18 protein-coding genes and 2 pseudogenes are annotated in these 22,457 nt (G+C 61.7%); 9 read left to right on the top strand and 11 right to left on the bottom strand.

The features are described 5' to 3' along the window. Window position 1 precedes the first annotated feature (1 nt). The 4 genes from F2982_RS07175 to F2982_RS07160 all read left to right on the top strand — a co-directional run bounded on the left by F2982_RS07175 (window position 2) and on the right by F2982_RS07160 (window position 4,556). Window positions 2–1,342, top strand: coding sequence for an MFS transporter (locus F2982_RS07175; protein ID WP_203429668.1), 1,341 nt, complete (start codon window positions 2–4; stop codon window positions 1,340–1,342). Between the two features lie 80 nt (window positions 1,343–1,422). Next, entirely contained in the window at window positions 1,423–2,463 is a 1,041-nt protein-coding gene (pyrC, locus tag F2982_RS07170) for a dihydroorotase (RefSeq protein WP_112713613.1), read from the top strand. A 188-nt stretch (window positions 2,464–2,651) separates the two neighbouring features. Then, window positions 2,652–3,833 (top strand): GGDEF domain-containing protein, encoded by a 1,182-nt coding sequence (locus tag F2982_RS07165; protein ID WP_203429667.1) that lies wholly within the window; start codon window positions 2,652–2,654, stop codon window positions 3,831–3,833. A gap of 186 nt (window positions 3,834–4,019) precedes the next feature. After that, window positions 4,020–4,556: a glyoxalase superfamily protein gene (locus F2982_RS07160; protein WP_203429666.1), complete on the top strand. Its 537-nt coding sequence runs from the start codon at window positions 4,020–4,022 to the stop codon at window positions 4,554–4,556. A 33-nt stretch (window positions 4,557–4,589) separates the two neighbouring features. Here F2982_RS07160 and F2982_RS07155 read toward each other — a convergent pair. Beyond that, window positions 4,590–5,071 (bottom strand): annotated as a pseudogene (locus F2982_RS07155) (anthrone oxygenase family protein). 92 nt (window positions 5,072–5,163) lie between these two features. Here F2982_RS07155 and F2982_RS07150 point away from each other — a divergent pair. Further along, the gene (locus F2982_RS07150; RefSeq protein WP_203429665.1) at window positions 5,164–5,814 is read left to right on the top strand and encodes a TetR/AcrR family transcriptional regulator; all 651 of its coding nucleotides are present in this window, start codon (window positions 5,164–5,166) and stop codon (window positions 5,812–5,814) included. Here F2982_RS07150 and F2982_RS07145 read toward each other — a convergent pair. Next, a complete protein-coding gene (locus F2982_RS07145) occupies window positions 5,811–6,713 on the bottom strand; it encodes a GGDEF domain-containing protein (RefSeq protein WP_203429664.1) in 903 nt (300 codons plus the stop codon). The genes F2982_RS07150 and F2982_RS07145 overlap by 4 nt on opposite strands. A 332-nt stretch (window positions 6,714–7,045) precedes the next feature. Between F2982_RS07145 and F2982_RS07140 the strand changes: the two genes are divergently transcribed. Then, window positions 7,046–7,741, top strand: coding sequence for an orotate phosphoribosyltransferase (locus F2982_RS07140; RefSeq protein ID WP_112713601.1), 696 nt, complete (start codon window positions 7,046–7,048; stop codon window positions 7,739–7,741). Between the two features lie 61 nt (window positions 7,742–7,802). Then, on the top strand, window positions 7,803–8,729 hold the full coding sequence (locus F2982_RS07135) for a carbohydrate kinase (RefSeq protein ID WP_112713599.1): 927 nt from the start codon (window positions 7,803–7,805) through the stop codon (window positions 8,727–8,729). Between the two features lie 8 nt (window positions 8,730–8,737). On the opposite strand, the gene F2982_RS07130 is transcribed toward F2982_RS07135, so the two are convergent. The 3 genes from F2982_RS07130 to F2982_RS07120 all read right to left on the bottom strand — a co-directional run bounded on the left by F2982_RS07130 (window position 8,738) and on the right by F2982_RS07120 (window position 13,402). Next, complete coding sequence (locus F2982_RS07130; RefSeq protein ID WP_203429663.1) at window positions 8,738–9,535, bottom strand: alpha/beta hydrolase; 798 nt, start codon at window positions 9,533–9,535, stop codon at window positions 8,738–8,740. Window positions 9,536–9,653: 118 nt separating this feature from the next. Next, complete coding sequence (pgi, locus tag F2982_RS07125) at window positions 9,654–11,279, bottom strand: glucose-6-phosphate isomerase (RefSeq protein ID WP_203429662.1); 1,626 nt, start codon at window positions 11,277–11,279, stop codon at window positions 9,654–9,656. Between the two features lie 422 nt (window positions 11,280–11,701). Next, a complete protein-coding gene (locus tag F2982_RS07120) occupies window positions 11,702–13,402 on the bottom strand; it encodes a long-chain fatty acid--CoA ligase (protein WP_203429661.1) in 1,701 nt (566 codons plus the stop codon). Window positions 13,403–13,634: 232 nt separating this feature from the next. Here F2982_RS07120 and F2982_RS07115 point away from each other — a divergent pair, with 232 nt between their 5' ends. Continuing rightward, on the top strand, window positions 13,635–14,027 hold the full coding sequence (locus F2982_RS07115) for a PRC-barrel domain-containing protein (RefSeq protein WP_112714372.1): 393 nt from the start codon (window positions 13,635–13,637) through the stop codon (window positions 14,025–14,027). Window positions 14,028–14,085: 58 nt separating this feature from the next. Here the strand turns inward: F2982_RS07115 and F2982_RS07110 are convergent. The 6 genes and pseudogenes from F2982_RS07110 to F2982_RS07085 all read right to left on the bottom strand — a co-directional run bounded on the left by F2982_RS07110 (window position 14,086) and on the right by F2982_RS07085 (window position 20,799). Beyond that, window positions 14,086–16,526, bottom strand: a pseudogene (locus tag F2982_RS07110) (glycoside hydrolase family 2 protein). 10 nt (window positions 16,527–16,536) lie between these two features. Next, entirely contained in the window at window positions 16,537–16,932 is a 396-nt protein-coding gene (locus F2982_RS07105) for a VOC family protein (RefSeq protein WP_203429660.1), read from the bottom strand. A 46-nt stretch (window positions 16,933–16,978) separates the two neighbouring features. Next, window positions 16,979–17,728, bottom strand: coding sequence for an ABC transporter permease (locus tag F2982_RS07100; protein ID WP_112713587.1), 750 nt, complete (start codon window positions 17,726–17,728; stop codon window positions 16,979–16,981). After that, a complete protein-coding gene (locus F2982_RS07095) occupies window positions 17,725–18,669 on the bottom strand; it encodes an ABC transporter ATP-binding protein (RefSeq protein ID WP_203429659.1) in 945 nt (314 codons plus the stop codon). Before F2982_RS07095 ends, F2982_RS07100 begins: the two co-directional genes overlap by 4 nt. Continuing rightward, complete coding sequence (locus F2982_RS07090) at window positions 18,666–19,832, bottom strand: ABC transporter permease (RefSeq protein WP_203429658.1); 1,167 nt, start codon at window positions 19,830–19,832, stop codon at window positions 18,666–18,668. Before F2982_RS07090 ends, F2982_RS07095 begins: the two co-directional genes overlap by 4 nt. 58 nt (window positions 19,833–19,890) lie before the next feature. Further along, window positions 19,891–20,799 carry an ABC transporter substrate-binding protein gene (locus tag F2982_RS07085; protein WP_203429657.1) on the bottom strand — a complete coding sequence of 303 codons (909 nt, stop codon included), beginning with the start codon at window positions 20,797–20,799 and terminating at the stop codon, window positions 19,891–19,893. Between the two features lie 419 nt (window positions 20,800–21,218). Here F2982_RS07085 and F2982_RS07080 point away from each other — a divergent pair, with 419 nt between their 5' ends. Then, window positions 21,219–22,430 (top strand): LysR family transcriptional regulator, encoded by a 1,212-nt coding sequence (locus F2982_RS07080; protein ID WP_203429656.1) that lies wholly within the window; start codon window positions 21,219–21,221, stop codon window positions 22,428–22,430. Window positions 22,431–22,457 lie beyond the last annotated feature (27 nt).

Genomic DNA, 22,457 nt, shown 5'->3' with positions numbered 1-22,457 from the left:
ATTGCGGCACTTGCCGACCGGCGAGAATCGCGACATCCATTCAACCTCTGGCTTATCCGGCCGGAGGTTTTTCATTTTCAGCGGCGGGCATCTGTTTTCAAGCCTCACGCGATTTTTCAAGTCTGCCTTTGCCAATGCTCCGATCCTATCTTGCCTTTGCACGCCAGAACCCTCGGCTCCTCGGCTACGCGGTCATCCTGAGGTCCTGTCGAGCGCCGGACAGACATTCTTCTTCTCGCTGTTTTCTAAGGCGTTCCGCGGCCACTACGCGCTCAGTGACGGCAGTCTCGGAACAGTGTTTGCCATTGCGACTTTCACGTCGGCCCTGGCGCTGCCCTATCTCGGCCAGAAAATCGACAGGGTAAGCCTTCGCAGCTTCACGCTCGGTGCCGGCCTGTTGCTCGGTACAGCCTGCGCGATGATTGCCCTCTCGCCCGCATCGGTTCTCTTCTTTGCCGTCTGCCTCTTCCTGCTTCGGCTGGCCGGTCAGGGCTTGATGGTGCACACGGCAATGACGTCGATGGTCCGGTTCTTCCCGGCCGACAGCGGAAAGGCGATGGCCGTCGTCAGCCTCGCCTATTCGGCCGCGTTGGTCTTCATTCCGGCCGTTGCGGTTGCCGTCATAGGCGTCGCCGGTTGGCGGGGGACGTGGCTGCTGACGGGCGTAGCGGTCGCTCTCGGTGTCTGCGCAGCATGCCTGCTGCTACCGCGGGATGATGCGTCCGGCAATGCGGCGAAGACCAGTGTTCAGGCGGCGACGCCGCAAGCAGCCCGGCCGAAGCTCGCATTGATGCTGCTCCTGTGCCCGACGATGCTGGCGGTCTCCTTCATCCTGACGGCAATGATCTTCCATCAGGCCGTCCTTGCAGCTGAAAAGGGCTGGCCGCTCGAATGGCTGGCGGCCTGCTTTTCCGTCTTCGCCATCGCCCAGGCGGCGACATCGGTTCTCGTGGCACCCGTCATCGACAGGATCCGCGCCGTCCGCATCCTGCCTGTCTTCCTCTTGCCGCTCGCACTAGGGCTGAGCCTCATCGCGCTCTTTGACGGCTTTTGGGCGGCGCCCGTCTATATGGGCCTTCTCGGCATGTCCGCCGCGATCGACCTGAAGCTCGGCACCATCCTCTGGGCCGAGCTCTTCGGCGCCGGGCAGTTCGGCTATGTCCGCTCGCGTTTCGAGGCGATCCGGATAGTCGTTACCGGCAGCGCTCCACTGGTGGCCGGAAAGCTTCTGGATGCCGGCATTCCGCTCGCGAGCCAGGCCGCCGCCTACGCATGCTATGCCGTCTGCGCCTCCGCTTTGGCCGTTATCGTCGGCCGGTTTGCGGCCGTCGCCCACAAGTGATTGCCGCGCTGTCTAAACGGTTGTTTCCATCGGCCTGTTGATGCTATCGAAGCGCCACCCGCAGCGCTCCGGAGGCTCCCATGCAATCGATCACCATCCGCCGTCCCGATGACTGGCATCTGCATCTGCGCGATGGCGCCATGCTGGAGGGGGTGATCGGCGACACCAGCCGTGATTTCGCGCGTGCCATCATCATGCCGAACCTCGTGCCTCCCGTCGTCACCACCACGGATGCGCGCGCTTATCGCGAGCGGATCATGAAGGCCCTGCCTGCAGGCGACCGGTTCGAGCCGCTGATGACCCTTTATCTCACGGAGCATACCAGCGCCGATGATGTCGAAGAGGGAAAGAAGAGCGGGCTGATCACCGCGGTGAAGCTCTACCCGGCCGGCGCCACGACCAATTCGCATGGCGGCGTGCGCGATATGGACAAGGCGATGCCCGTTCTGGAGCGCATGGCGAAGATCGGCCTGCCGCTTTGTGTCCACGGCGAAGTCACGACGCCTGAAATCGATATCTTCGACCGCGAAGCCGTGTTTATCGAAACCGTGCTCGATCCGTTGCGCAAGCGTTTGCCGGAACTGAAGGTGACGATGGAGCATGTGACGACGGCCGATGGCATTGACTATATCAAGTCGTCGAAGGCCAATCTGGCCGGCTCGATCACCACGCATCACCTGATCATCAATCGCAATGCCATCCTCGTCGGCGGCATCCGCCCGCACTATTATTGCCTGCCGGTCGCCAAGCGCGAGAACCATCGCCTGGCGCTGCGTGCAGCGGCCGTCAGCGGCGATCCGCGCTTCTTCCTCGGTACGGATTCCGCGCCGCATGTCGATCCGCTGAAGGAATGCGCCTGCGGCTGCGCCGGCATCTATACCTCGATCAACACGATGAGCTGCGTGGCCCATGTCTTCGAGCAGGAGAACGCGCTCGACAAGCTCGAAGCCTTCGTCTCGCTGAATGGTCCGGCCTGGTACGGCCTGCAGCCGAATGAAGAGAAGATCACGCTGGTCAAGCGCGAAGACGCGATCACGTTTCCGTCAAAAATCGAGACGGGTGCAGGCCCGGTCACGGTCTTCGACCCGATGTTCCCGCTTCATTGGGACGTAAAGCGCTGAATAAAGCGCGAAAACTGTCAATTTCGGCGGGTATTCCCGCCGCTTTTACTGTGTAATTGTTACCGCTCTAACATTCGTGTTCGCGGTCCATGATTTTTTAACAGAATGCGTAAGACATTCGTCACCAGTGGCACGATAGCCTGTGGACGGATTATTGGGCGCGGCAGGAGCCGCGGAGTTACCAAAGCATGATGCTGGATTATAATTCCCTTCTGCTGGCGCTCGGCGTTTCAGCAACGTGCCTGGCTGTGACCCTGATGGGCAGCTGGTTCGCACGCCGTGCCGAGACCTTCCTGCTCACATGCACCTGCGGCCTCGTGCTCGTCGTCAGCGGCATCTTCGTCTACAGCATCTATGTTTCGTCGCCCGGCATTGTCATGGGCGTTGCGAGTTTCGTGCTCTTTCAGGCGGGCTTTGCGGCCATCTGGGGCGCCGGCTATCAGTTTCGCACCAACCGTCTGCCGCTCGCAGGAATCCTGATCCGTGCATTGTCGGCCATGCTGCTGCCGGTGGGCGCGATGGCCGCCGGGTATGACGGCCTCGGCTTCATCGCCGACAACACCTCGATCACCCTCCTGCTGCTGGCGACCGCTCTTCAATACTGGCAGGCGAAGGCCGAAGCGCCGGCGCCGATCATGGGCATCACGGTGCTCTATACGCTGACGGGCATATCCTTTGCGCTCTGCGCCGCCGTCTTGATCTGGGATGGCAAGCTGGTGCTGGGGGCGGCGCCCAACAACTGGGCCGAGGATCTCAGCCTCGCCGTCTGCATCGCCAGCATGACCGGCATCGGCGCCCTGTCTCTGGCGCTGCACCAGTGGCGGCTTGCCGCCAGGCACCGCCAGGAGGCGATCACCGATTCTCTGACCGGCCTTCTCAATCGCCGCGCGCTCTTCGATCGTCATGGCGAGCGCCAGATGGGTTCGTCGACCGCCGTCATCATCTTCGATCTCGACCATTTCAAGTCGATCAACGACCGCCATGGTCATGCCGCCGGTGACCGCGTTCTGAAGATCTTTGCCGGCGAACTCGCCGCCCATTGCCGCTCGGGCGATACCGCTGCCCGTCTCGGCGGTGAAGAATTCGCGCTCGTTCTCAAGGAGATCATGCCCGGCCGCGCCGAGATGATCGCCGAGCGCATCCGCCGTACCTTCGAGGAACGTGAAATCTATATCGATGACGAAGTGCTGAAGTGCACCGTCTCGATCGGTGTCGCGCCCGGCCGTGCCGCGCCGATGGATTTCGATACCATGCTCAGCGAGGCCGACAAGGCGCTCTATGCCGCCAAGCGCGCCGGGCGCAACCGCGTCGAGCTCGCAAACCACCTGCAGGCGGTGCCGGCTGCGCCCTCGGTGCGCAGCGCCTCTTGATCATCCGGCATGAGTTGCTAATGTCGGGACTGGCCGGATGCAGCCAGCCGTCCCGCGGCGCGCAAGCGCTAAGGTGAATGCATCCAGATGAAATCCTTCACATCCTTGCCAATGGCAAACGATGGCGAACGGGTCAGCAGACGCGGGCACTGATCTTCCTGTTCGCTGCCGATGGAAGGATGAACCATGCGCGATTTTCGCGATGCCAAGATCATGGCAAAAGCACTGCGGCAAGCTCTTGCGAGCCGCGATATTTTCCTCACCCACAGCGAGACATTGGAGATCGTGGCCCGGCAATTCGGCTTCGATCAATGGAATATCCTCGCCGCCAAGCTGGACGAGGCGGAAGGCTCGAGTTCAGCGATTGCGCTGGAGCTGCCGATCCCGATCTTCCGCATCTTCGATGTGGCAAAGGCCATGGAGTTCTATTGCGGCTTCCTGGGCTTCACGCTCGATTGGGAACACCGCTTCGGCGAGAACTTCCCGCTCTATTGCCAGGTTTCGCGCGGCAAGCTGATCATGCATCTCAGCGAGCATTCCGGCGATGCGAGCCCCGGCGCCAAGGCATTCGTGTGGATGACAGGCGTGCGCGCCTTCCAAGCGGAACTGTCGGCCAAGGACTATCGCTACATGAAGCCGGGGATCGAGGACGCCCCCTGGGGATGGGAAGTGACCGTCATCGATCCGTTCAGCAACCGGATCGCCTTCTGCGAAAAGAAGTGACGGTTCCGGCGGGAGGAACGCCTCCCGCCTCATTCAAAGGATCATCAGCGCACGGACAAAGGCGATGGCGGAAGCCAGCGACGCCACCGTGCGCACATGGTTCCACCAGGTCCAGTCGCTGAGATAGCGGTTCCAGAGCGTCACGGCTTCGCTGCCGCTGCCGCTGACATTCGCCAATGCGTCGTTCATCGGCACGTTAAAGGCAATGGTTGAGATGAAGGAGGCGACGACATAGGCGGCCGCGCCGCCGATCATCCAGATGCTGGCACTCCCCGCCAATCCATGAACGCCATGACCGCAATCGTGATGCAGAGGATCGCAACCGGGACGAACAGCAGCATGAAGGGCGAGCGCACGATCGTCACGTTGATCGAGTTCATCGCCGCGATGCCCTGCTCGGGCGGGATACGCGCGAAAGCCGCCATGATGAAAGTTGAGAAGGCGAAGAATATGCCGGCGATCAGGCCGCTGCCGATCGCCGCGGTGACGAGCAGGATGGGAAGAATGAATGCCATGGCGAAACCCCTCCATAAAATAAGAGAAAATCTCTCATTTGCAAAATGAGATAAACTCTCTTATTTTCGTTGTCAACCGAGGAGGGATGCGCATGGACGATAAGACGCCGGTGCGGCGCAGGCGGCAAGCCGTGCCTGGGGGGCAACCCCGACGCATCCCGAGCCAGCAGCGCGGCCGTGATCGCTTTGAGAAGATTCTGGCTGTGGCTGCCGAACTGATCGAGAAGAACGGCAGCGATGCCCTGAAGATGAGCGAGATCGTCGAGAAGGCGGAGCTCTCCTTCGGCGCCCTCTATCAATATTTCCCAGACAAGACCTCGATCATCCGCACCCTTGCCGAACGCTTCAACGAAGAGGGCAGGCGGTGCGTCGAGGAGGAGCTGTCGAAGGTTACGGATGCCGCCTCGCTGCACCGGGCGCTCGGCACGATCACCGACGAATACTACCGCTTCTTCCGCCGCGAGCCCGTCATGCGCGATATCTGGCATGCGACGCAGGCAGACCGTCTGCTGCGAGCCGTCGATGCCGAAGATATGGAGTTTCATGCGCAGGCACTGTTCTCGGTGCTGAAGCGCCTCTGGCCTGAACGGAGGGAAAGTGACCTGCTGCCGGCCGCGCGGCTGCTGATGCAGCTGCTGGCGGCGGCCGTGCGCTATGCGATCTCGCTGGATGATGAGGAGGGGGAGACGGCGATCGCGCTCTACAAGAAGATGCTGCCCGCCGATCTCGAGCGCTTGGTCTAGCTGGCGACGCTTTCGCCGGAGACCGACCGGGCTGCCGCCCAGTGCACGGCGTTGCGGCCATTGTTCTTTGCCGAATAGAGCTTCCGGTCTGCCGCCGTCAGCATCACCTTCAAGCTCTCGCTTTTGGGGTCACCACGATAGACGCCGAAGCTTGCGGTCACGCGTCCGGCCGGAAGCGGCCCGATCGCCTTGGCGGCCAGTTCCTTGCGCAGCCGGTCGGCAATGGCGATCGCTGCCGTGGTGCCCGTCCGAGGCAGAACAAGGCAGAATTCCTCGCCGCCGATGCGGGCGGCGATATCGTAGGGCCGAAGATTGTGCTGGATCGTCGCGCCCGCCGCCATCAGCACCTGGTCGCCGACATCGTGGCCGAATTCGTCGTTGATCGATTTGAAATGGTCGAGGTCGAAGACGACGACGCTGATTGCCGTGCTCTCGCGTGCCGCCCGGGCGATCTCCATCGAGCCGATATCCTTCAGCCAGCGGCGATTGCCGAGGCCGGTGAGAACATCTGTCGTTGCCTGACGGCGCAGCTGCGAGAGGGTGGCGTCCAGCTCGACAATGAGAACCGAAATGCCGTTGGTGACGACACCGACCTCGTCCGTGCGCTTGCTGCGCACCGGCTTGACCGCGCCGGTGGCGCGATAGGTTTCCACAGTCTTTGCGATCTCATGCAACGGCTTGATCAGCATCCAGACGGATGCCAGGCAGAACGCCGTGCCGATGAGCGTGGCGCCCAACACCGTTCCAAGCACCGGGATGGCTTCGCTGCGAAAGCCGGTGACGAGGTAGGTGATGAGGGCGAGTAGGGGGATATGCGTCGATGCAAAGCATATTGAGAAAATCTTGAAAGTGAGCGACGCGTTGAACTTCTGAGTGATTTCGGACATCGCCAGATTCATTCCGGACTCCTTGCACGGCTTTCAGAACCGCGCAGAAATTGGCCCGTCAGGTGTTTTTCAAATCCTAAGGCATCCATTAGAATTTTAGCGAATACCGGTGGTTTGCCGGTCCGGTAAGGCCAAAAGCCTTGGTTCCCAATATTTATCAGTAGGTCCTTAAATTTGCGCGGATTTGTGGAAAAAATCGAGGGCACTACGCTGTGAACGCGCTATGGTTTTGCCGCTCCGGATGGCGCTCGCGCCCGCGTCGAACGTGCAAAAAGTTCCGGCACTGGAAAGATTTTTTCGTTGCTGCTATTGCCGCATGGCACCGTAAGCCGAAGGAGAGAGCCATGACCAAGACGACATTTCCCGACCGCGCCATTATGGCAGAACTCCTTGCCAAGATGCTCTGGGAAATCAAGGCGGTCCACTTCAATGCCGAGCAGCCCTATAAGCTCGCCTCCGGCATGGCGAGCCCCGTCTATATCGATTGCCGCAAGCTGCTCTCCTATCCGCGCGTCCGCTCGGCGGTGATGGATTTCGCCGCCAGCGTCATCACCCGCGACGCCGGCTTCGAGCGCTTCGATTGCATCGCCGGCGGCGAGACGGCCGGTATCCCTTTCGCAGCGCTCTTGGCAGATCGCCTCAGCCTGCCGATGATCTATGTTCGCAAGAAGCCGAAGGGTCACGGCCGTAATGCCCAGATCGAGGGTCATATGCCCGAGGGGTCGCGCGTTCTCGTCATCGAGGATCTGACGACTGCCGGCGGCAGCATGTTCACCTTCATCGATGCGATCCGCGCAGCCGGCGGCATCGTCGATCACGGCATGGCGCTCTTCTATTACGGCATCTTTAATGAAGGCGCCTTGCGCTTTGCCGACGGCAAGGTGAAGCTCCACCATATCGCTACCTGGCGCAACGTTCTGGCCGTCGCCAAGGAGCAGAAGCTGTTCGATGAGAAGACGCTGAGCGAAGTCGAAGCCTTCCTGGACGCGCCGCTCGCCTGGTCCGGCCGGAACGGTGGCGTAAGTGAGCTTTCGCTCTAGCCTTTTGACAAAAGCTCACTTATTGGATTGAGGCAACAAGAGCCTTCTGGGAGGAATTGCGATGATTTTGTGCTGTGGCGAAGCGCTGATCGATATGCTGCCGCGTGAGACGACGCTGGGTGAAAAGGGCTTTGCGCCCTATGCCGGCGGCGCGATCTTCAATACCGCGATTGCGCTCGGCCGCCTGGGCGTGCCGACTGCCTTTTTCACCGGCATTGCCGATGACATGATGGGCGAGATCCTGCTTGGCACGCTGAAGGCCAGCAATGTCGATTATAGCCCCTGCGCAATCACGCCGCGGCCCTCGACCATCGCCTTCGTAAAGCTCGTCAACGGCCAGGCGACCTACGCCTTCTACGACGAGGGCACCGCAGGGCGGATGATCACCACCGATGACCTTCCTGTTCTCGGTGACGATTGCGAAGCGCTGCATTTCGGCGCCATCAGCCTGATCCCGAGCCCCTGCGGCGAGACCTATGAGGCGCTGCTCGATCGCGAAGCCGCCAAGCGCGTCATCTCGCTCGATCCGAACATCCGCCCGGGCTTCATCAAGAACAAGGAAGCCCACATGGCGCGCATCAAGCGCATGGCCGCCAAGTCGGATATCCTGAAGTTCTCCGACGAGGACCTCGAATGGTTCGGCCTCGAAGGCAGCCATGACGATCTCGCTGCCTACTGGCTGAAGCAGGGCGCCAAGCTCGTAGTCATCACCAAGGGCGCCGAAGGCGCATCCGGCTACACCAATGAGCGCAAGGTCACCGTGCCGAGCGAGCGCGTGACCGTGGTCGATACGGTCGGTGCCGGCGATACGTTCGATGCCGGCGTCCTGGCGTCGCTCAAGATGGACAACCTGCTGACCAAGGCGCAGGTCGCCTCGCTCGACGAGAAGGCGCTGGGCAATGCCCTGGCGCTCGGCGCCAAGGCTGCGGCCGTCACCGTCTCCCGTGCTGGCGCAAATCCGCCATGGGCGCGCGAAATCGGCCTCTGAGATCAGGTTCAGCTGCCGAGAAAGGCCAGCACCTCGCGATTGAAGAGTGCTGGCCGCTGCAGCGGCGCAAAATGGCTGACGCTGGGCATGAGAATGAGCTCAGCGTCAGGGATTGTCTTCGCGAGATAATTCATATGTTCGCGGCGGATGAACTCGTCGCTCTCGCCGATCGCAACAGTGACCGGCACCTTGATCGCCGCTAGCTCTCCCGCCGTATAATTCGGCTCGCTCTGCATCATCTTCCCGACATCGGCAACGAAAGCCTCGAAACCATCGGGCGTTGCCGAAAGCGCTTGGTAATCCTTCCGGTGACGGCTGAAGCAGCGGTCTATGACGGGCGTAGGGTGGAACTCGAGCGTTCCAGTCGCATCCATGTTGCAGGCGAAGAAGAACACGCCCGAGACGCGCTCCGGATGCCGGTCGGCAAGGATCAGCGCCGTGCACGCGCCGTCGCTCCAGCCGATGACCGATGCCTCCTCAATCTCCAGGCGATCCATCACGGCAAGCACGTCGTCGGACATCAGCACATAGCTGAACGGCCGGTCGTCGCGCGTGCTGCGGCCATGGCCACGGCTGTCTATGACGATGACGCGATATCCGGCATCGACGAGCGCCGGCACCTGATAGCCCCAATTCCCGGCATTCCCGAGCCCGCCATGCAGCAGGATCACCGCCGGACCGGCGCCATAGCTGGCGCACCAGATCTCAGCACCGTCACTCGATACCCGGCCTTCGGCGCCGGAGGCGGGGAGCGGTTCGGCGCCGTCTTCATCGAACTTGAAGAGCTCGTCGTCGGCGAATTCCATGGGCAATCTCCTCGTGCATTTCCCATAGGACGAATAGATGTCCCGTCATTCGACAGCATCAAACAAAAAAGCCCACCCGCGCTGGCGGATGGGCTCGATAAGCGATTGAAGCGCAGCCTTACTTGGCAAGCTTTGCCAGAGCGGCGACGAGACCCTGCGTCGAGGAGTCGTGGCCGGCAGCGCTTTCCTTGCCTTCGACGACAGGCAGCAGGCCGGTCGCCAGTTCCTTCCCGAGCTCGACGCCCCACTGGTCGAAGGAGTTGATGCGGAAGAGCACGCCTTCGACGAAGACGCGATGCTCGTAAAGCGCGATCAGCCGGCCGAGCGCGTAGGGCGTCAGCTTGTCATAGACGAAGGTGATCGACGGGCGGTTGCCTGTGAAGACACGATGCGGCGCGATGAAATCGGCCTTCTTGTCGTCCATGCCCTTGTCGGTCAGCTGCTTCTTGGCTTCCTCAAAGGTGCGGCCCTTCATCAGCGCTTCCGACTGCGCCAGAACGTTTGACATCAGCAGCTGGTGCTGGTGGCGCAGCTCGGGCTCGAAGGCATTGGCGGCGATCATGAACTCGGCGGGGATGATGCTCGTGCCCTGATGAATCAGCTGGTAGAAGGCGTGCTGGCCGTTGGTGCCGGGCTCGCCCCATACCACCGGACCGGAATTGCCTTCGACCGGCGTACCGTCGATCGTCACGCCCTTGCCGTTCGATTCCATGTCGAGCTGCTGCAGATAAGCCGGAAAGCGCGACAGGCGCTGGTCATAGGGCAGCACGGCGCGCGTCGGATAGCCAAGAACATTGCGATGGTAGAAGCCGATCAGGCCGAGCAGCATCGGCAGGTTTTCGGTAACCGGCGCCTGACGGAAGTGATTGTCGACGGCATGGGCGCCATCGAGGAACTTGCCGAAATTCTCGGGGCCGATGGCGATCATGATCGGCAGGCCGATTGCAGACCACAGCGAGTAGCGGCCGCCAACCCAATCCCAGAAGCCGAAGACCCGCTCGCTGCCGATGCCGAAAGCGGCCACCTTGTCGAGCGCCGTGGAAACGGCGGCGAAATGGTGCTGAACGGCGGCGTCGCCAAGAGCCTTGGCGATGAAGTTGCGCGCCGTCTGTGCGTTGGTCATCGTCTCGACTGTCGTAAAGGTCTTCGAAGCGATGATGAACAGCGTGGTTTCAGGCTGAACGAGCTTCAGCGTGTCGGCAATGTGCGCGCCGTCGATGTTGGACACGAAATGCGCACGCGGACCGTCATGGAAAGGCGCCAGCGCCAGCGTCGCCATCACCGGGCCGAGATCCGAGCCGCCGATACCGATATTGACAACATCGGTGATCTTCTTGCCAGTCGCGCCCTTCAGCGCGCCCGAGCGGATGCCATCGGCAAATTTGCCCATGGCGGCGAGCACCGAGTTGACGTCAGGCATGACATCCTTGCCATCGACGAGCACCGGCGTGTTGGAGCGGTTGCGCAGCGCGGTGTGCAGCACGGCGCGATCTTCGGTGAAGTTGATCGCCTTGCCGGAGAACATCTCGTCACGCTTCTTCGCGACGCCGCCTTCTTCGGCGAGCTTGACGAGCAGCGCCAGGATCTCGTCATTCACCGCGGTCTTCGAATAGTCCATCAGGAGATCGTCGAGGGAGGCGGTAAAGCGCGAGAAGCGCTTGGGATCGGCGGCGAAGGCAGCGCGGATATCGGTGGCTTTGGTGGCGGCCGCAGTGCTCTTCAGCTTTTCGACGATGGCATTCATGGGAGGCTCCTTTGGAGGCGGAGAGGGTTGCGGAAACTATTCGCTTTGTAGGGCGCAAATCAAGTTCAGCCACAAGCTGCCTGCAAAAAATGACACAAGTTGTGCCGCGCTTGATGAAAAGGGAGAGTGCGGGTATATTTATGGAGTGGCAGGCGGAGTTGTAGCTCCGCCTGCCTGGGCTTATTTTCTGTAGGTTACCCGGACGGACACTGACCAGCTCGTCCGGGTTTTCCTTACCATAAGCGTGACGCTCAGCAGTTTACACCACATCACACCACCTCCGTTTCTAGTGGCAAGGCTCTTGCCGAAGCCGGTGTGGCCCATCCTCACCGGTGGGTCGGCTGGTCTCGACCCTGCTGCTTCTGCCCAGAAACGGCGCGATCAAATCACACCTTATGGTTGCTTTCAATTGTGCGTGAAGATCAACCGCGCAGATCCTTGCGCAGGATCTTCCCGACCGGGCTCTTCGGCAGTTCGTCGCGGAATTCGATGATCCGCGGTCGCTTGTAGTTCGTGAGGTTGGCGGCGCAATGCGCCTTCACGTCGGCCTCGGTCAGGTTCGCGTCCTTGCGCACGACAAAGAGCTTGACCGTCTCGCCCGAATGGCCGTCCGGCACGCCGACGGCTGCCGATTCCAGAACGCCCGGGTGCATGGCCGCCACTTCCTCGATTTCGTTCGGATAGACGTTGAAGCCGGAGACGAGGATCATGTCCTTCTTGCGGTCGACGATCTTGGTATAGCCACGCTCGTCCATGAAGCCCATGTCGCCGGTGCGGAAATAGCCGTCCGGGGTCATCACTCGCGCCGTCTCATCCGGCTTGTTCCAGTAGCCGGCCATCACCTGTGGTCCGCGAATGCAGATCTCGCCGATTTCGCCGAGCGGCAGCGAATTGCCGTCCTCGTCGCGGATATCAAGTTCGGTCGAGGGTATGGGCAGGCCGATCGAGCCGGTGAATTCCGGGGAATCGAAGCGGTTGGCGGTGGCAACAGGCGACGTCTCCGAAAGACCATAGCCTTCGGTGATGTGCGAGCCGGTCATCTTCAGCCAGCGTTCCGCCACCGGCCGCTGCACAGCCATGCCGCCGCCGAGCGACATGACGAGCGACGAGAAGTCGAGCTTGGCGAACTCGGCATTGTTCATCAACGCGTTGAAGAGCGTATTGAGGCCGGGGAAGATATGGACATTGGCCTTGCTGAATTCCTTTACGAAGCCCGGAATGTCGCGCGGGTTGGCGATCAGGATGTTATGGGCGCCGAGCGACATGCCCATTAGTGAATTCACCGTCAGCGCGAAGATATGGTAGAGCGGCAGGGCGCAGAGGAAGTTCAGCACATCCGGCTGCTTCTTCTTGTCGAAGGCCGATTTCAGCCAGAGCTGCAGCTGCAGCTTGTTGGCGAGCAGGTTGCGATGCGTCAGGATCGCGCCCTTGGCGACACCCGTCGTGCCGCCGGTATATTGCAGGAAGGCGATATCATCGCCGCTGAGCGTCGGGCGCTGCAGCGAGCGGCCTGCACCTTCTGAAAGGACCTGCTTGAAGGTCTTGTGCTGCGGGATCGACCAGGACGGCACGAGTTTCTTGACCTTGCGCACCACCAGATTGACGATCAGTCCCTTGGCGCCGAGCATCTCGCCGAGCGAGGTGACGACGACATGGCGAACGTCGGTCTTGACCAGGACCTGCTCCACCGTGCGGGCGAAATTCTCCAGCACAAAGATCGCTTTCGCGCCGGCATCGCGCAGCTGATGTTCGAGCTCGCGCGGCGTATAGAGCGGATTGACATTCACGACGGTGAGGCCGGCGCGCAGGATGCCATAGACGGCAACCGGGTTCTGCAGCACGTTCGGCATCATCACGGCGACGCGGTCGCCCTTCTGCAGGCCGAGGCTCTGCAGCCAGGCGGCGACCTTGCGTGTCTGCACTTCGAGATCGCGATAGGTCAGTGCCTTCCCCATGCTGGAGAAGGCGACGCGATCGGCATAGCGCTCACAGGACTTTTCCAGCAGTTCGGCAACCGATTCGTATTCCAGCGGCGGAATTTCGGCCGGTACGATATCCGGATAGGTCGCGAGCCAGGGCTTCTGCCGCTTTTCGCCACCTGGATGCACGGAAATGCTGTTCATCGTGTCTCTCTCCCTATCCGGCCACGGTGCCGGTTTGCGGCTGCCGGCGGACAATCCTCCATCATCCTTGCGGGCAGCTTATGCCAATGGCCGAACGGTTCAAGCCGCTATAAGCGTTACACTAACTTTGACGTAAACGTCAACAATTCGCCTCCGTACATTTGAAACGGACGCGGGAACAATGATTCCGGCCTGGCGTTTTCCAATCATGCAAACAGCAAAGGAGCTGAAAATGCTTAATCAGGGTACAGACGCCAGCCGCCGCGATCCCAACGTCAAGGACACGCATTCGCTGATTGCCAGCGACCGCGTGGAAGGCACCCGCGTTTATGGTGCAGATGGCAAGCATATCGGCTCGATCGAGCGCTTGATCATAGGCAAGCGCGATGGCCGTGTCGCCTATGCCGTGCTGAGCTTCGGCGGCTTCCTGGGGATCGGTCACGATCACTATCCGCTGCCGTGGGAAAAGCTGAACTACGATACCCAACTCGACGGCTATCGCATCGATCTCACCAAGGAGCAGATCGAAGGCGCGCCGAGCTATGCGGACGATGACGACACCTGGTACAACGATAATGGCCGCCGTGTTTACGACTATTACGGCGTGCCGCCGTACTGGATGTAAGTCGTTCGCTAGGACGAGCCGGAAAGGGCCCCGCTGCTTGCGGGGCCCTTTTGGCGTTTTAGGGCAGGAGATCGTTGGCGCAGCGCAGGACGATGCCTTGCGTGATGTCCTCAGCCTTGAACGTCCGCTTGGTCCTGATCGAGAACGTATGGCTTTCGCCCGGCAGCAGCGTGATCAGCATGCTGTCGACGACGGCCGCGGGATCCAGCCGGTCGATCACCAGGCAGAGATCCTTCAGGAAAGCCCCCGCCGTCACCGTCACGTCGACGCCATCGGCAGTGGCACTGACCGAAACCTTCATCTCCGGCTTCGGCAATTTCAGATCGATATCCTCGACGAAATAGTGGAAGGCGCGCTTGTCGAGCATCTGCACCACCACGACCTCGTTCGCCGCGTTGTCAGGCGTCGCGATATCGTCCGCAAGCTCGAATTCCTTGGCTTCGAACCGGTCGCAGAGCAGCCGCCAGAATTCGAACTCCGCCAGCACGGTGCCATCGAGCCGAAGGCGCTTGCCCGAGATTTTCGCTCGCCAGAACAGCGTTCGCTCGTTGACGGCAACGGCTGCAAGCTTGTCGCCGCGCGGCTGGATGGTCAGCAGGCGCGGATCGAAAGCCTGCTGCATCGCATACCAGAGCGGCTTGCGCCGCCCGGCGGAATCGAGCGCTGCCCATGAGGTCACCGGCCAGCAATCGTTGAACTGCCAAACGATCGCGCCCTTGCAGATCGCCCGGTGCGAGCGCATGTGCTCGATCGCGAAGCGGATGGCGCGTGCCTGATTGAGCTGCGTCGCGAAATGCCAGTCATCCATGGTCTCGGGCACCGGCAGGTGTCCAGCAAGGCCGCGGATCAGCTTCTCATTGCCCTGCGTCGCCTTCTGATGATGGAAGACCCCATGCGATTGCGGTGTCAGCGGCGCATCATGCACGCTCTCCTCCAGCGTCGCCCAGTTCGGTGGCGCCTGCCAGCCGAACTCCGAGCAGAAGCGCGGGATATAGTTGCGGTAGACCTCCCAGCCGACATCGTTCCAGACATCCCAGATATGCTTGCATCCGTGACGATCGTCGTTCGGCTCGATCTCCATCGTGCCGGAATAGGGGCTGCCGGGATAATAGGGCCTGTCTGGGTCGAGTTCGGCGCAAAGCTTAGGCATGACATCGAGATAGTAGCCGAGACCCCAGCTGACGCCGTCCTTGATGATCGGGCGCCAGCCCCATTCGTCGAAGCCCCAGATATTCTCGTTATTGCCGTTCCAGACGATCAGCGATGCATGCGGCATCAGGCGGACAACATTGTCGCGAACCTCGGCCTCCACTTCGCTGCGCAGCGGCTCCTCCTCAGGATAGGAGGCGCAGGCGAAGAGGAAATCCTGCCAGACCATCATGCCGGCCCGGTCGCAGGCCTCGTAAAATTCGTCCCGCTCGAAAATGCCCCGCCCCAGACGCGCAGCAGATTGATATTGGCCGCCTTCGCCTCGTCAATCCGCGCCGCATAGCGCTCGGCGGTGACGCGCGACGGGAAGCAATCGTCGGGGATCCAGTTGGCGCCGCAGGCAAAGAGCGGAACGTCGTTGACGACGAAAGTGAAGGCGGAGCCGTGCTCATCCGGCGCGGTATCGAGGCGAACGGAGCGGAAGCCGACTTCTTTCGAATAGCTGTCCAGCATATGGCCGTCGCTATCGCGAAGTTCGATCAAGAGCGGATAGAGCGGTTGCCCGCCGAGATGATGTGGCCACCAGATTTGCGGTGAGGGAACCGTCACCTGGAAGCTTGCCTCGCCTGAAGCATCGACCTCGATCGTTCGCGAAACGCCGCCGATCTGGGCAACGATCGAGCAGCCCGGACCGTCCTGCTCGGCAGCGATCTTCGCGTTGATCGTCACGACGCCATCACCCCCGGCAAGCGTCGCGGAAACACGCGTTTGCGCCAAGCGGGCGCGATCCCAGCTTTCAAGCCGCACCGGCTTCCAGATACCCGCCGTCACCAGCGTCGGACCCCAGTCCCAGCCGAAGTTGCAGGCCATCTTGCGCATCAGGTTGCCGGGGCCGGGATAGTTGTTCGGCCGGTAGCCGTACTGCTTTTCCATCTCCGCGCCATAAGCATAGGCGGAATGGAAGGTGACGGTCAGCTCGTTACCCCCGGCTTTGAGGCGGCTCGAGACGTCGAAGCGATAGGTGCGATGCTGATTGAAGGTTCGGCCGATCTCTTCGCCGTTCAGCCGGACCGTCGCGATCGTATCAAGCCCGTCGAAGACCAGTTCCTGCACCTTGCCAGTTTCAGGCGCCGTATCGAAGCTCAGCCGATAGACCCATTCGCAGCGGCCGATCCAGTCGTTGGTGATCTCGTTGACATCGAGATAGGGGTCCGGAATGAGGCGGGCCGCCAGCAGATCGGTATGGACGCAGCCGGGCACGGTGGCGGGGATGGTTTCGGGCAGTCCGGGCCGGGCTGTATCGTTGCAGGAAAGGGTCCAGCCGGTGTGAAGCTCTGTGTTCTCGATCATGCGGATGCTCTTACTGGAAACGGCCGTGGCGCTGCAGGACTTCGATCTTATAGCCGTCGGGATCGGTGATGAAGAAGAACAGGGCGAAGAGCTTGCCGTCGCGATTGAGCTCGACCAGCTTGCCCGGGTTGAGCCCGGCGTTCTCCAGCCGCGCGTGTTCGACAGCCACTTCATCGACGGAGACGGCGAGATGGCCATATCCGTCACCGAGATTGTAGGGCTCGATGCGGCCCTTGTTGACCGTCAATTCCAACTCGAAGCCGGTCTCGGGATTGCTCATGTAGATGAGCGTGAAGGTCTCGAAGTCGATGCGATCGGCAACCTTGAGGCCGAAGACCTTGCCGTAGAACTCGACGGATCGCGCCTCGTCGAGAACGCGGATCATGGAGTGGATCATCTTTGCCAAGGCGGCCTCCTATTGCCGTATCACGGCAGCCTTGGTAGCTGCCGGATCAGGCGGGGCGCAAGCCAATTCTACGGGTAATCGCGCTTTCGACGACACCCATCGCGTCATAGATCAGCACCGCCATCAGGCCGACGATCAGACCGCCCTGCAGGATGAAGGCGGTATTGTCGGAAATCAGTCCGGCAATGATCACTTCGCCAAGCCCCTTGGCGGCAACCGTCGAGCCGATCGTCGCCGTGCCGATATTGATGACGGTCGCCACCTTCAGCCCTTCGAGGATCAGCGGTAGCGCGAGCGGTAGTTCCACCTTGAAGAGCCGCTGCGTCGGGTTCATCCCCATTCCGTCGGCTGCATCGAGCACGGCCGGATTGACCTGACGGATACCGGAAACGGTGTTCTCGAAGATCGGCAGCAAGCCATAGAGAAACAGCGCGATCAGCGTCGGCCCGGCGCCGAAACCGGTCGCGGGCACCGCGAGCGCCAGCACGGCGACCGGCGGAAAGGTCTGACCGGCATTGGCGATGGCGCGCGACAGCGGCAGGAAGTCGGCGCCGCTTTTGCGGGTGACGAAGACACCGGCGAGGATCGCCAGGATCGCGGTGCAGATGATCGAGCCGATGACGAGTTCGAGATGCGCCAGCGCCAGCGAGGGCAGGCTGTTCTGCGTGTAGACGGGTGGGGCGTTGTTGCTGGTCAGCGGCACGAGCATGAAGGAGAGCCACTCCGTCCTGAAGAGCAGGATCAGGAGCAGCACGAAAGCCGCCACACGGAAGATATTGGCGACGACAAACTTCATGCCTTGCGGCCCAGTTCGAGAAGCTTTGCCATCGAGATCGAGCCGACAGGCGCCTTCGCGCCATCGGTTACCGCAGCTTCATCGGCACCCTGCCAGATCATCTCGGCCAGCGCATCGCGCAGGCTGAGCGATTGCGGCAGCGTGAAGCCGAGGCCGCTCTTCGCCGGCGCCATGCTTTCCTTCAGCGGCGAAAGCGACATCAGCTTCAACGCCCGGTCCGACGTACCGGTTAGCTGCTGCACGAAGGGATCGGCAGGTTCGGTGAGGATCTTCTCCGGCGTCGAACATTGCAGCAGCTTGCCGCCGCTCATCACCGCGATCTGGTTGCCGAGGTGGAAGGCCTCGTCCATGTCGTGGGTGACGAGAATGACGGTCGTGCCGAACTGCTTCTGGATCGCCAGCAGATCGTCCTGCGCCTTGCCGCGGATGACGGGGTCGAGCGCGCCGAAGGGCTCGTCCATGAGCAACACTTCCGGCTCTGCCGCAAGCGCGCGTGCGACGCCGACACGCTGCTGTTGGCCGCCGGAAAGCTGATGCGGGTATTTCTCGGCGAAGGTGGCCGGGTCGAGATTGAAGAGGCCGAGCAACTCATCGACGCGCTTGGCGATCCGCGCGCCATCCCAGCCAAGAAGCTGCGGCACGGTCGCGATATTCTGCGCAACGGTGCGATGCGGGAAAAGGCCGTGGCCCTGGATCGCATAACCGATCTTGCGGCGAAGCTCGGTCACCGGCGCGTCCATGACATTCTGGCCGGCAACGAAAATCGCGCCTTCAGTGATTGGCACCAGCCGGTTGATCATCCGCATCAGCGTCGACTTGCCGGAACCGGACGTGCCGACGATGACGGTGACCGATCCCTTTTCGACGCTCATCGAGACATTGTCGACGACGGTGGCGGCGCCATAGCGCTTGGTGACGTTCCTGATCTCGATCATGGTCATGCGGTGGATCCCCGTATGCTGTCGATGACCGCATCGAGGATGACGGCCGATGAGAAGGCGAAAAAGACTGTCGGTACGGCGCCGAGCATCACCAGATCCATCGCTGTCTGGCCGATGCCCTGGAAGATGAAGATGCCGAAGCCGCCGCCGCCGATGAGCGCGGCAATGGTCACGAGGCCGATGGCCTGGACGAGCACGATGCGGATGCCGGTGACGATGACGGGCAGGGCCAGCGGCAGGTCGATCCCGGTCAGGATCTGGCGGCGCGTCAGCCCCATGCCGGCTGCCGCATCGCGCACCGAGGGATCGACGCCTTCGAGGCCGACCACGGTATTGGCGACGATCGGCAGCAGCGAATAGAGCACGAGCGCGATCAGCGCCGGCGCCGTGCCGATGCCGCGGATACCGAGCTCGGCGGCCAGCGGCACATGCGCCGCGATGTAGCCGAGCGGCAGCATCAGGATGCCGAAGAGCGCCAGGCTCGGGATCGTCTGGATGAGGCTGAGGCCCTGCAGCACGGCTGAACGAAGTTTGGGCACCCAGAAGCAGAAGATGCCGAGCGGCAGGCCGATGACGATGGCGATCGCCAGCGAGCCGAAAGCCAGGAGAAGATGCGACTTGGCTTCCGTCCAGAACTGCGCCGAACGCGTGGCGAATTCCTTCATGATCGACAGGCTGTCGAGCAGCCCGGATGTCAGGCACACGGCCAGCAGCGCACTGTAGGCAATGAGCGCGCCGACCCGCATCCAGGGCGTCAGCCGGATCTTGACCAGCGCATCGGAGATGATCAGGCCGACGACGCCGAGCAGGATCCAGAAACTGCCCCCGGGCGTCATGCGCGCGGCATTGCTGTTCGGCGGCGTAAAGGCGGTGGCGGCGAAGCCGATCGCGGCGATCAGCGCCGCAAGCGCAAGCGTGCCGATCGCAAGCCGCAGCACTGCATTCTGCAGGAAGAGTGCTGCAAAGGCGGTGGCGACGAGCAGGAGGGTGAGAATGATGGCGGCGGGCTGGTCGAGAAGCTGCGTGAGAAGCATCGGCTTGCCTGAGGCAATGCGGTTTGCCTTCACATAGATGAAGGGCAGAAGTGCAGTGGCAAGAACGCCAGCAATCACCAGAACCACGCCGAGCCGGTCCAGTTTGCGGACCGCTAAGGTTTCTTCCATCGATCCATCCCTGTCCGGAAAGAAGGATGCTCCGCCCCGGAGGGCGGAGCACTGCGAATTACTTCAGGAAACCTTTTTCCTTCAGGTAGCCTTCGGCAACGGACTTTGCCGGTTCGCCATCGACCTGGATCTTGGCGTTGAGCTTCCGGAGCTCGTCAGCCGTCAGGCTCTTGAAGATCGGTGCGAGAACTTCCTCGATCTTCGGATTGGCCTTCAGCACTTCCTCGCGAATGATCGGGGTCGGCGCATAGACCTGCTGCACGCTCTTGTCGTCTTCGAGAACGACGAGTTCGGCCGCCGCGATGGCACCGTCGGTTCCGTAGACCATGGCGGTGTTGACGCCGTTGGTCTGGTCGGCCGCAGCCTTGATCGTCGCTGCGGTATCGCCGCCGGAGAGAACGACTTCCTGATCAGCCGTCAGCTTGAAGCCGTAGGTCGTCTGGAAGGCGGGCAGCGCGCCGGCGGAGTTCACGAACTCGGCGGAAGCCGCGAGCTTGGCAGCGCCGCCACCGGCAACCCATTTGCCGAAATCGGACATGGTCTTGAGATTGTTCGGACCGGCGACATCGCTGCGCACAGCGAGAGCCCAGGTGTTGTTGGCGGGCGAGGGCGTCAGCCAGACGATCTTGTTGGCGTCATAGTCCAGCTTCTTGGCCATCTCGTAGCCCTGGTCGATATTCTTCCAGGCTGCGTCATCGGCCTTGTTGAAGAAGAAGCCGGCATTGCCCGTGTATTCAGGATAGATGTCGATTTCGCCGGCGGTGATCGCCTTGCGAACGACAGGCGTTGCGCCGAGCGCGATGCGGTCCTGCGTCTTGATGCCGTTGGCTTCGAGGGCGAGCGCGATGACGTTGCCGAGCAGCGTGCCTTCGGTATCGATCTTCGACGAAACGACGACGTCGGCAGCATGGGCCGCACCCGCCGCGAAGGCGGAAATAGAAACGGCAAGCGCGAGTTTCTTCAGCATGGAGTGTCCCCTTGGTTAACACCGTTTACGAACGCGGAGACCCTGGCGGAAAGCTCCACGCGTGAAATCCCCCGGCCCAGACGGACAACCCGCCGGAATGCCGGACCTACGAGCATCATGGAAATAGTGTGCGCTCTCGAAAAATCGATGCAACCCCTCTCCAGTATTTGCGATCGCGGCGCGATTATCGCCGTGAAAGCAACGCCATGCGCGCAATTGCATTTCGTTCTGCAACGCCGCAGCGATTTGTTTTTGTCCCCTTGCGTGTTTCCACGATCATCGAGTGCTCAATCGCCTCATCAGCCACTGGCCCCGCTTTCTTGTCCGGTGACGATAGCCTGCGGATTTTGAAAAGGGATATCTTTTTTCGTGAACACACAATAGTGTCCGCTTTTCAGTCACTTCCGGAGGTCGGCGCTTTGCATCTCGGCGCTCTTTTCATCGCCAGCAACGTCCTCTCGTCGGGCTCCGTCAGGGAGACGGCACGGCGCTTCTCGCTTGCTGCGTCGACGGTCTCCGCGGCCGTCTCGAACCTCGAAAGCGAGCTGGCGCTGAAGCTGACGGAACGTAGCGCCGGAGAGTTGGTGACGCTGATCGCAAGCAGCCAGGTGCGCCAGGGATTGACGCCGATACTGGAGGCGATCGCGCATCTCGCCGAGCTATCCGGAGAGGCGCCGGAGGAGCTCGAAGGCTGGGCCGCGCGCATCCCGGTAAAGATCGCCACGATGGAGCGCTTCCTTGAAGTCGCTGATCAGGGCAGCATCAATCGCGCCGCCCGCCGCCTCCGCCTCGGTCAGCCGCAGCTTTCGCTGCAGATCGCCAATCTGGAGAAGTTCACCGGCCAGAAGCTTTTCGAGCGGCAGGCTCAGGGCTCGGCATTGACGGAGGATGGCAGGCGCGCCTACGCGATCTTCTCGGCAATCAGCCAGGCCTGGAACGACCTGAAATCGGCGGCAGACGAACGCTATCAGCGCACGGCGCGCTCGCTGCGCATCGGCTCGATCATCCCGACCGGTGCGGAAAGCTGGGTGGCCCGCTGCCTTGGCGCGCTCGTCGCCGACTGGAATAGCGGCCGCAACAAGAATGCCATCTCGCTGATTTCGATGACCGCCGACGATCTGCGTGAAGCGCTGAAATCCGGCCGCATCGACGTCGCCATCCTCGATTCCGTCTTTGGCCTCGAAAGCTTCCAGAACCGCGAACTGCTGCGCACAGATCTCGTCGCAATAGCGCCGCCCGGTAGCACGGAGACGGATGTCGCAGCGCTGGTCGCCGCTCACCCGATCTGCACGCCGAGCGAGCGCACCGGCTTGGGCGATGCTGCGACGGAACTGAGCCGCGGCGGCATGGTAAGCCGCCGCTTCCGCAATCAGGATATCCGGGCGGCGGATTCCCTGCCCGTGATCGTCGATCTCGTCGCCAATCACGGTTACGTCTCGTTCCTCGGCCGCGTCAGCGCGTTGCCGATTGCTGATCGCGTCCGGATCGTCGATCTCGCCGAGCCGATCCCGATTTCCTATCATGTTGCTTTCAATCACCGGAAAGCCTCGGCCGATGCCTGCACGATGATCATCGAGGCCGTCCGCAAAATCGTCGGCCAGCCCATCGCAAAATCGCCGGCCATGGCGTAGAGCGTTCGGCGCGCCAATACGAGGGAG

The organism is Rhizobium sp. BG4 (assembly GCF_016864575.1).
In the GTDB taxonomy this organism is placed as follows: Bacteria; Pseudomonadota; Alphaproteobacteria; order Rhizobiales; family Rhizobiaceae; genus Rhizobium.
This window is presented reverse-complemented; position numbering and strand designations above follow the sequence as displayed.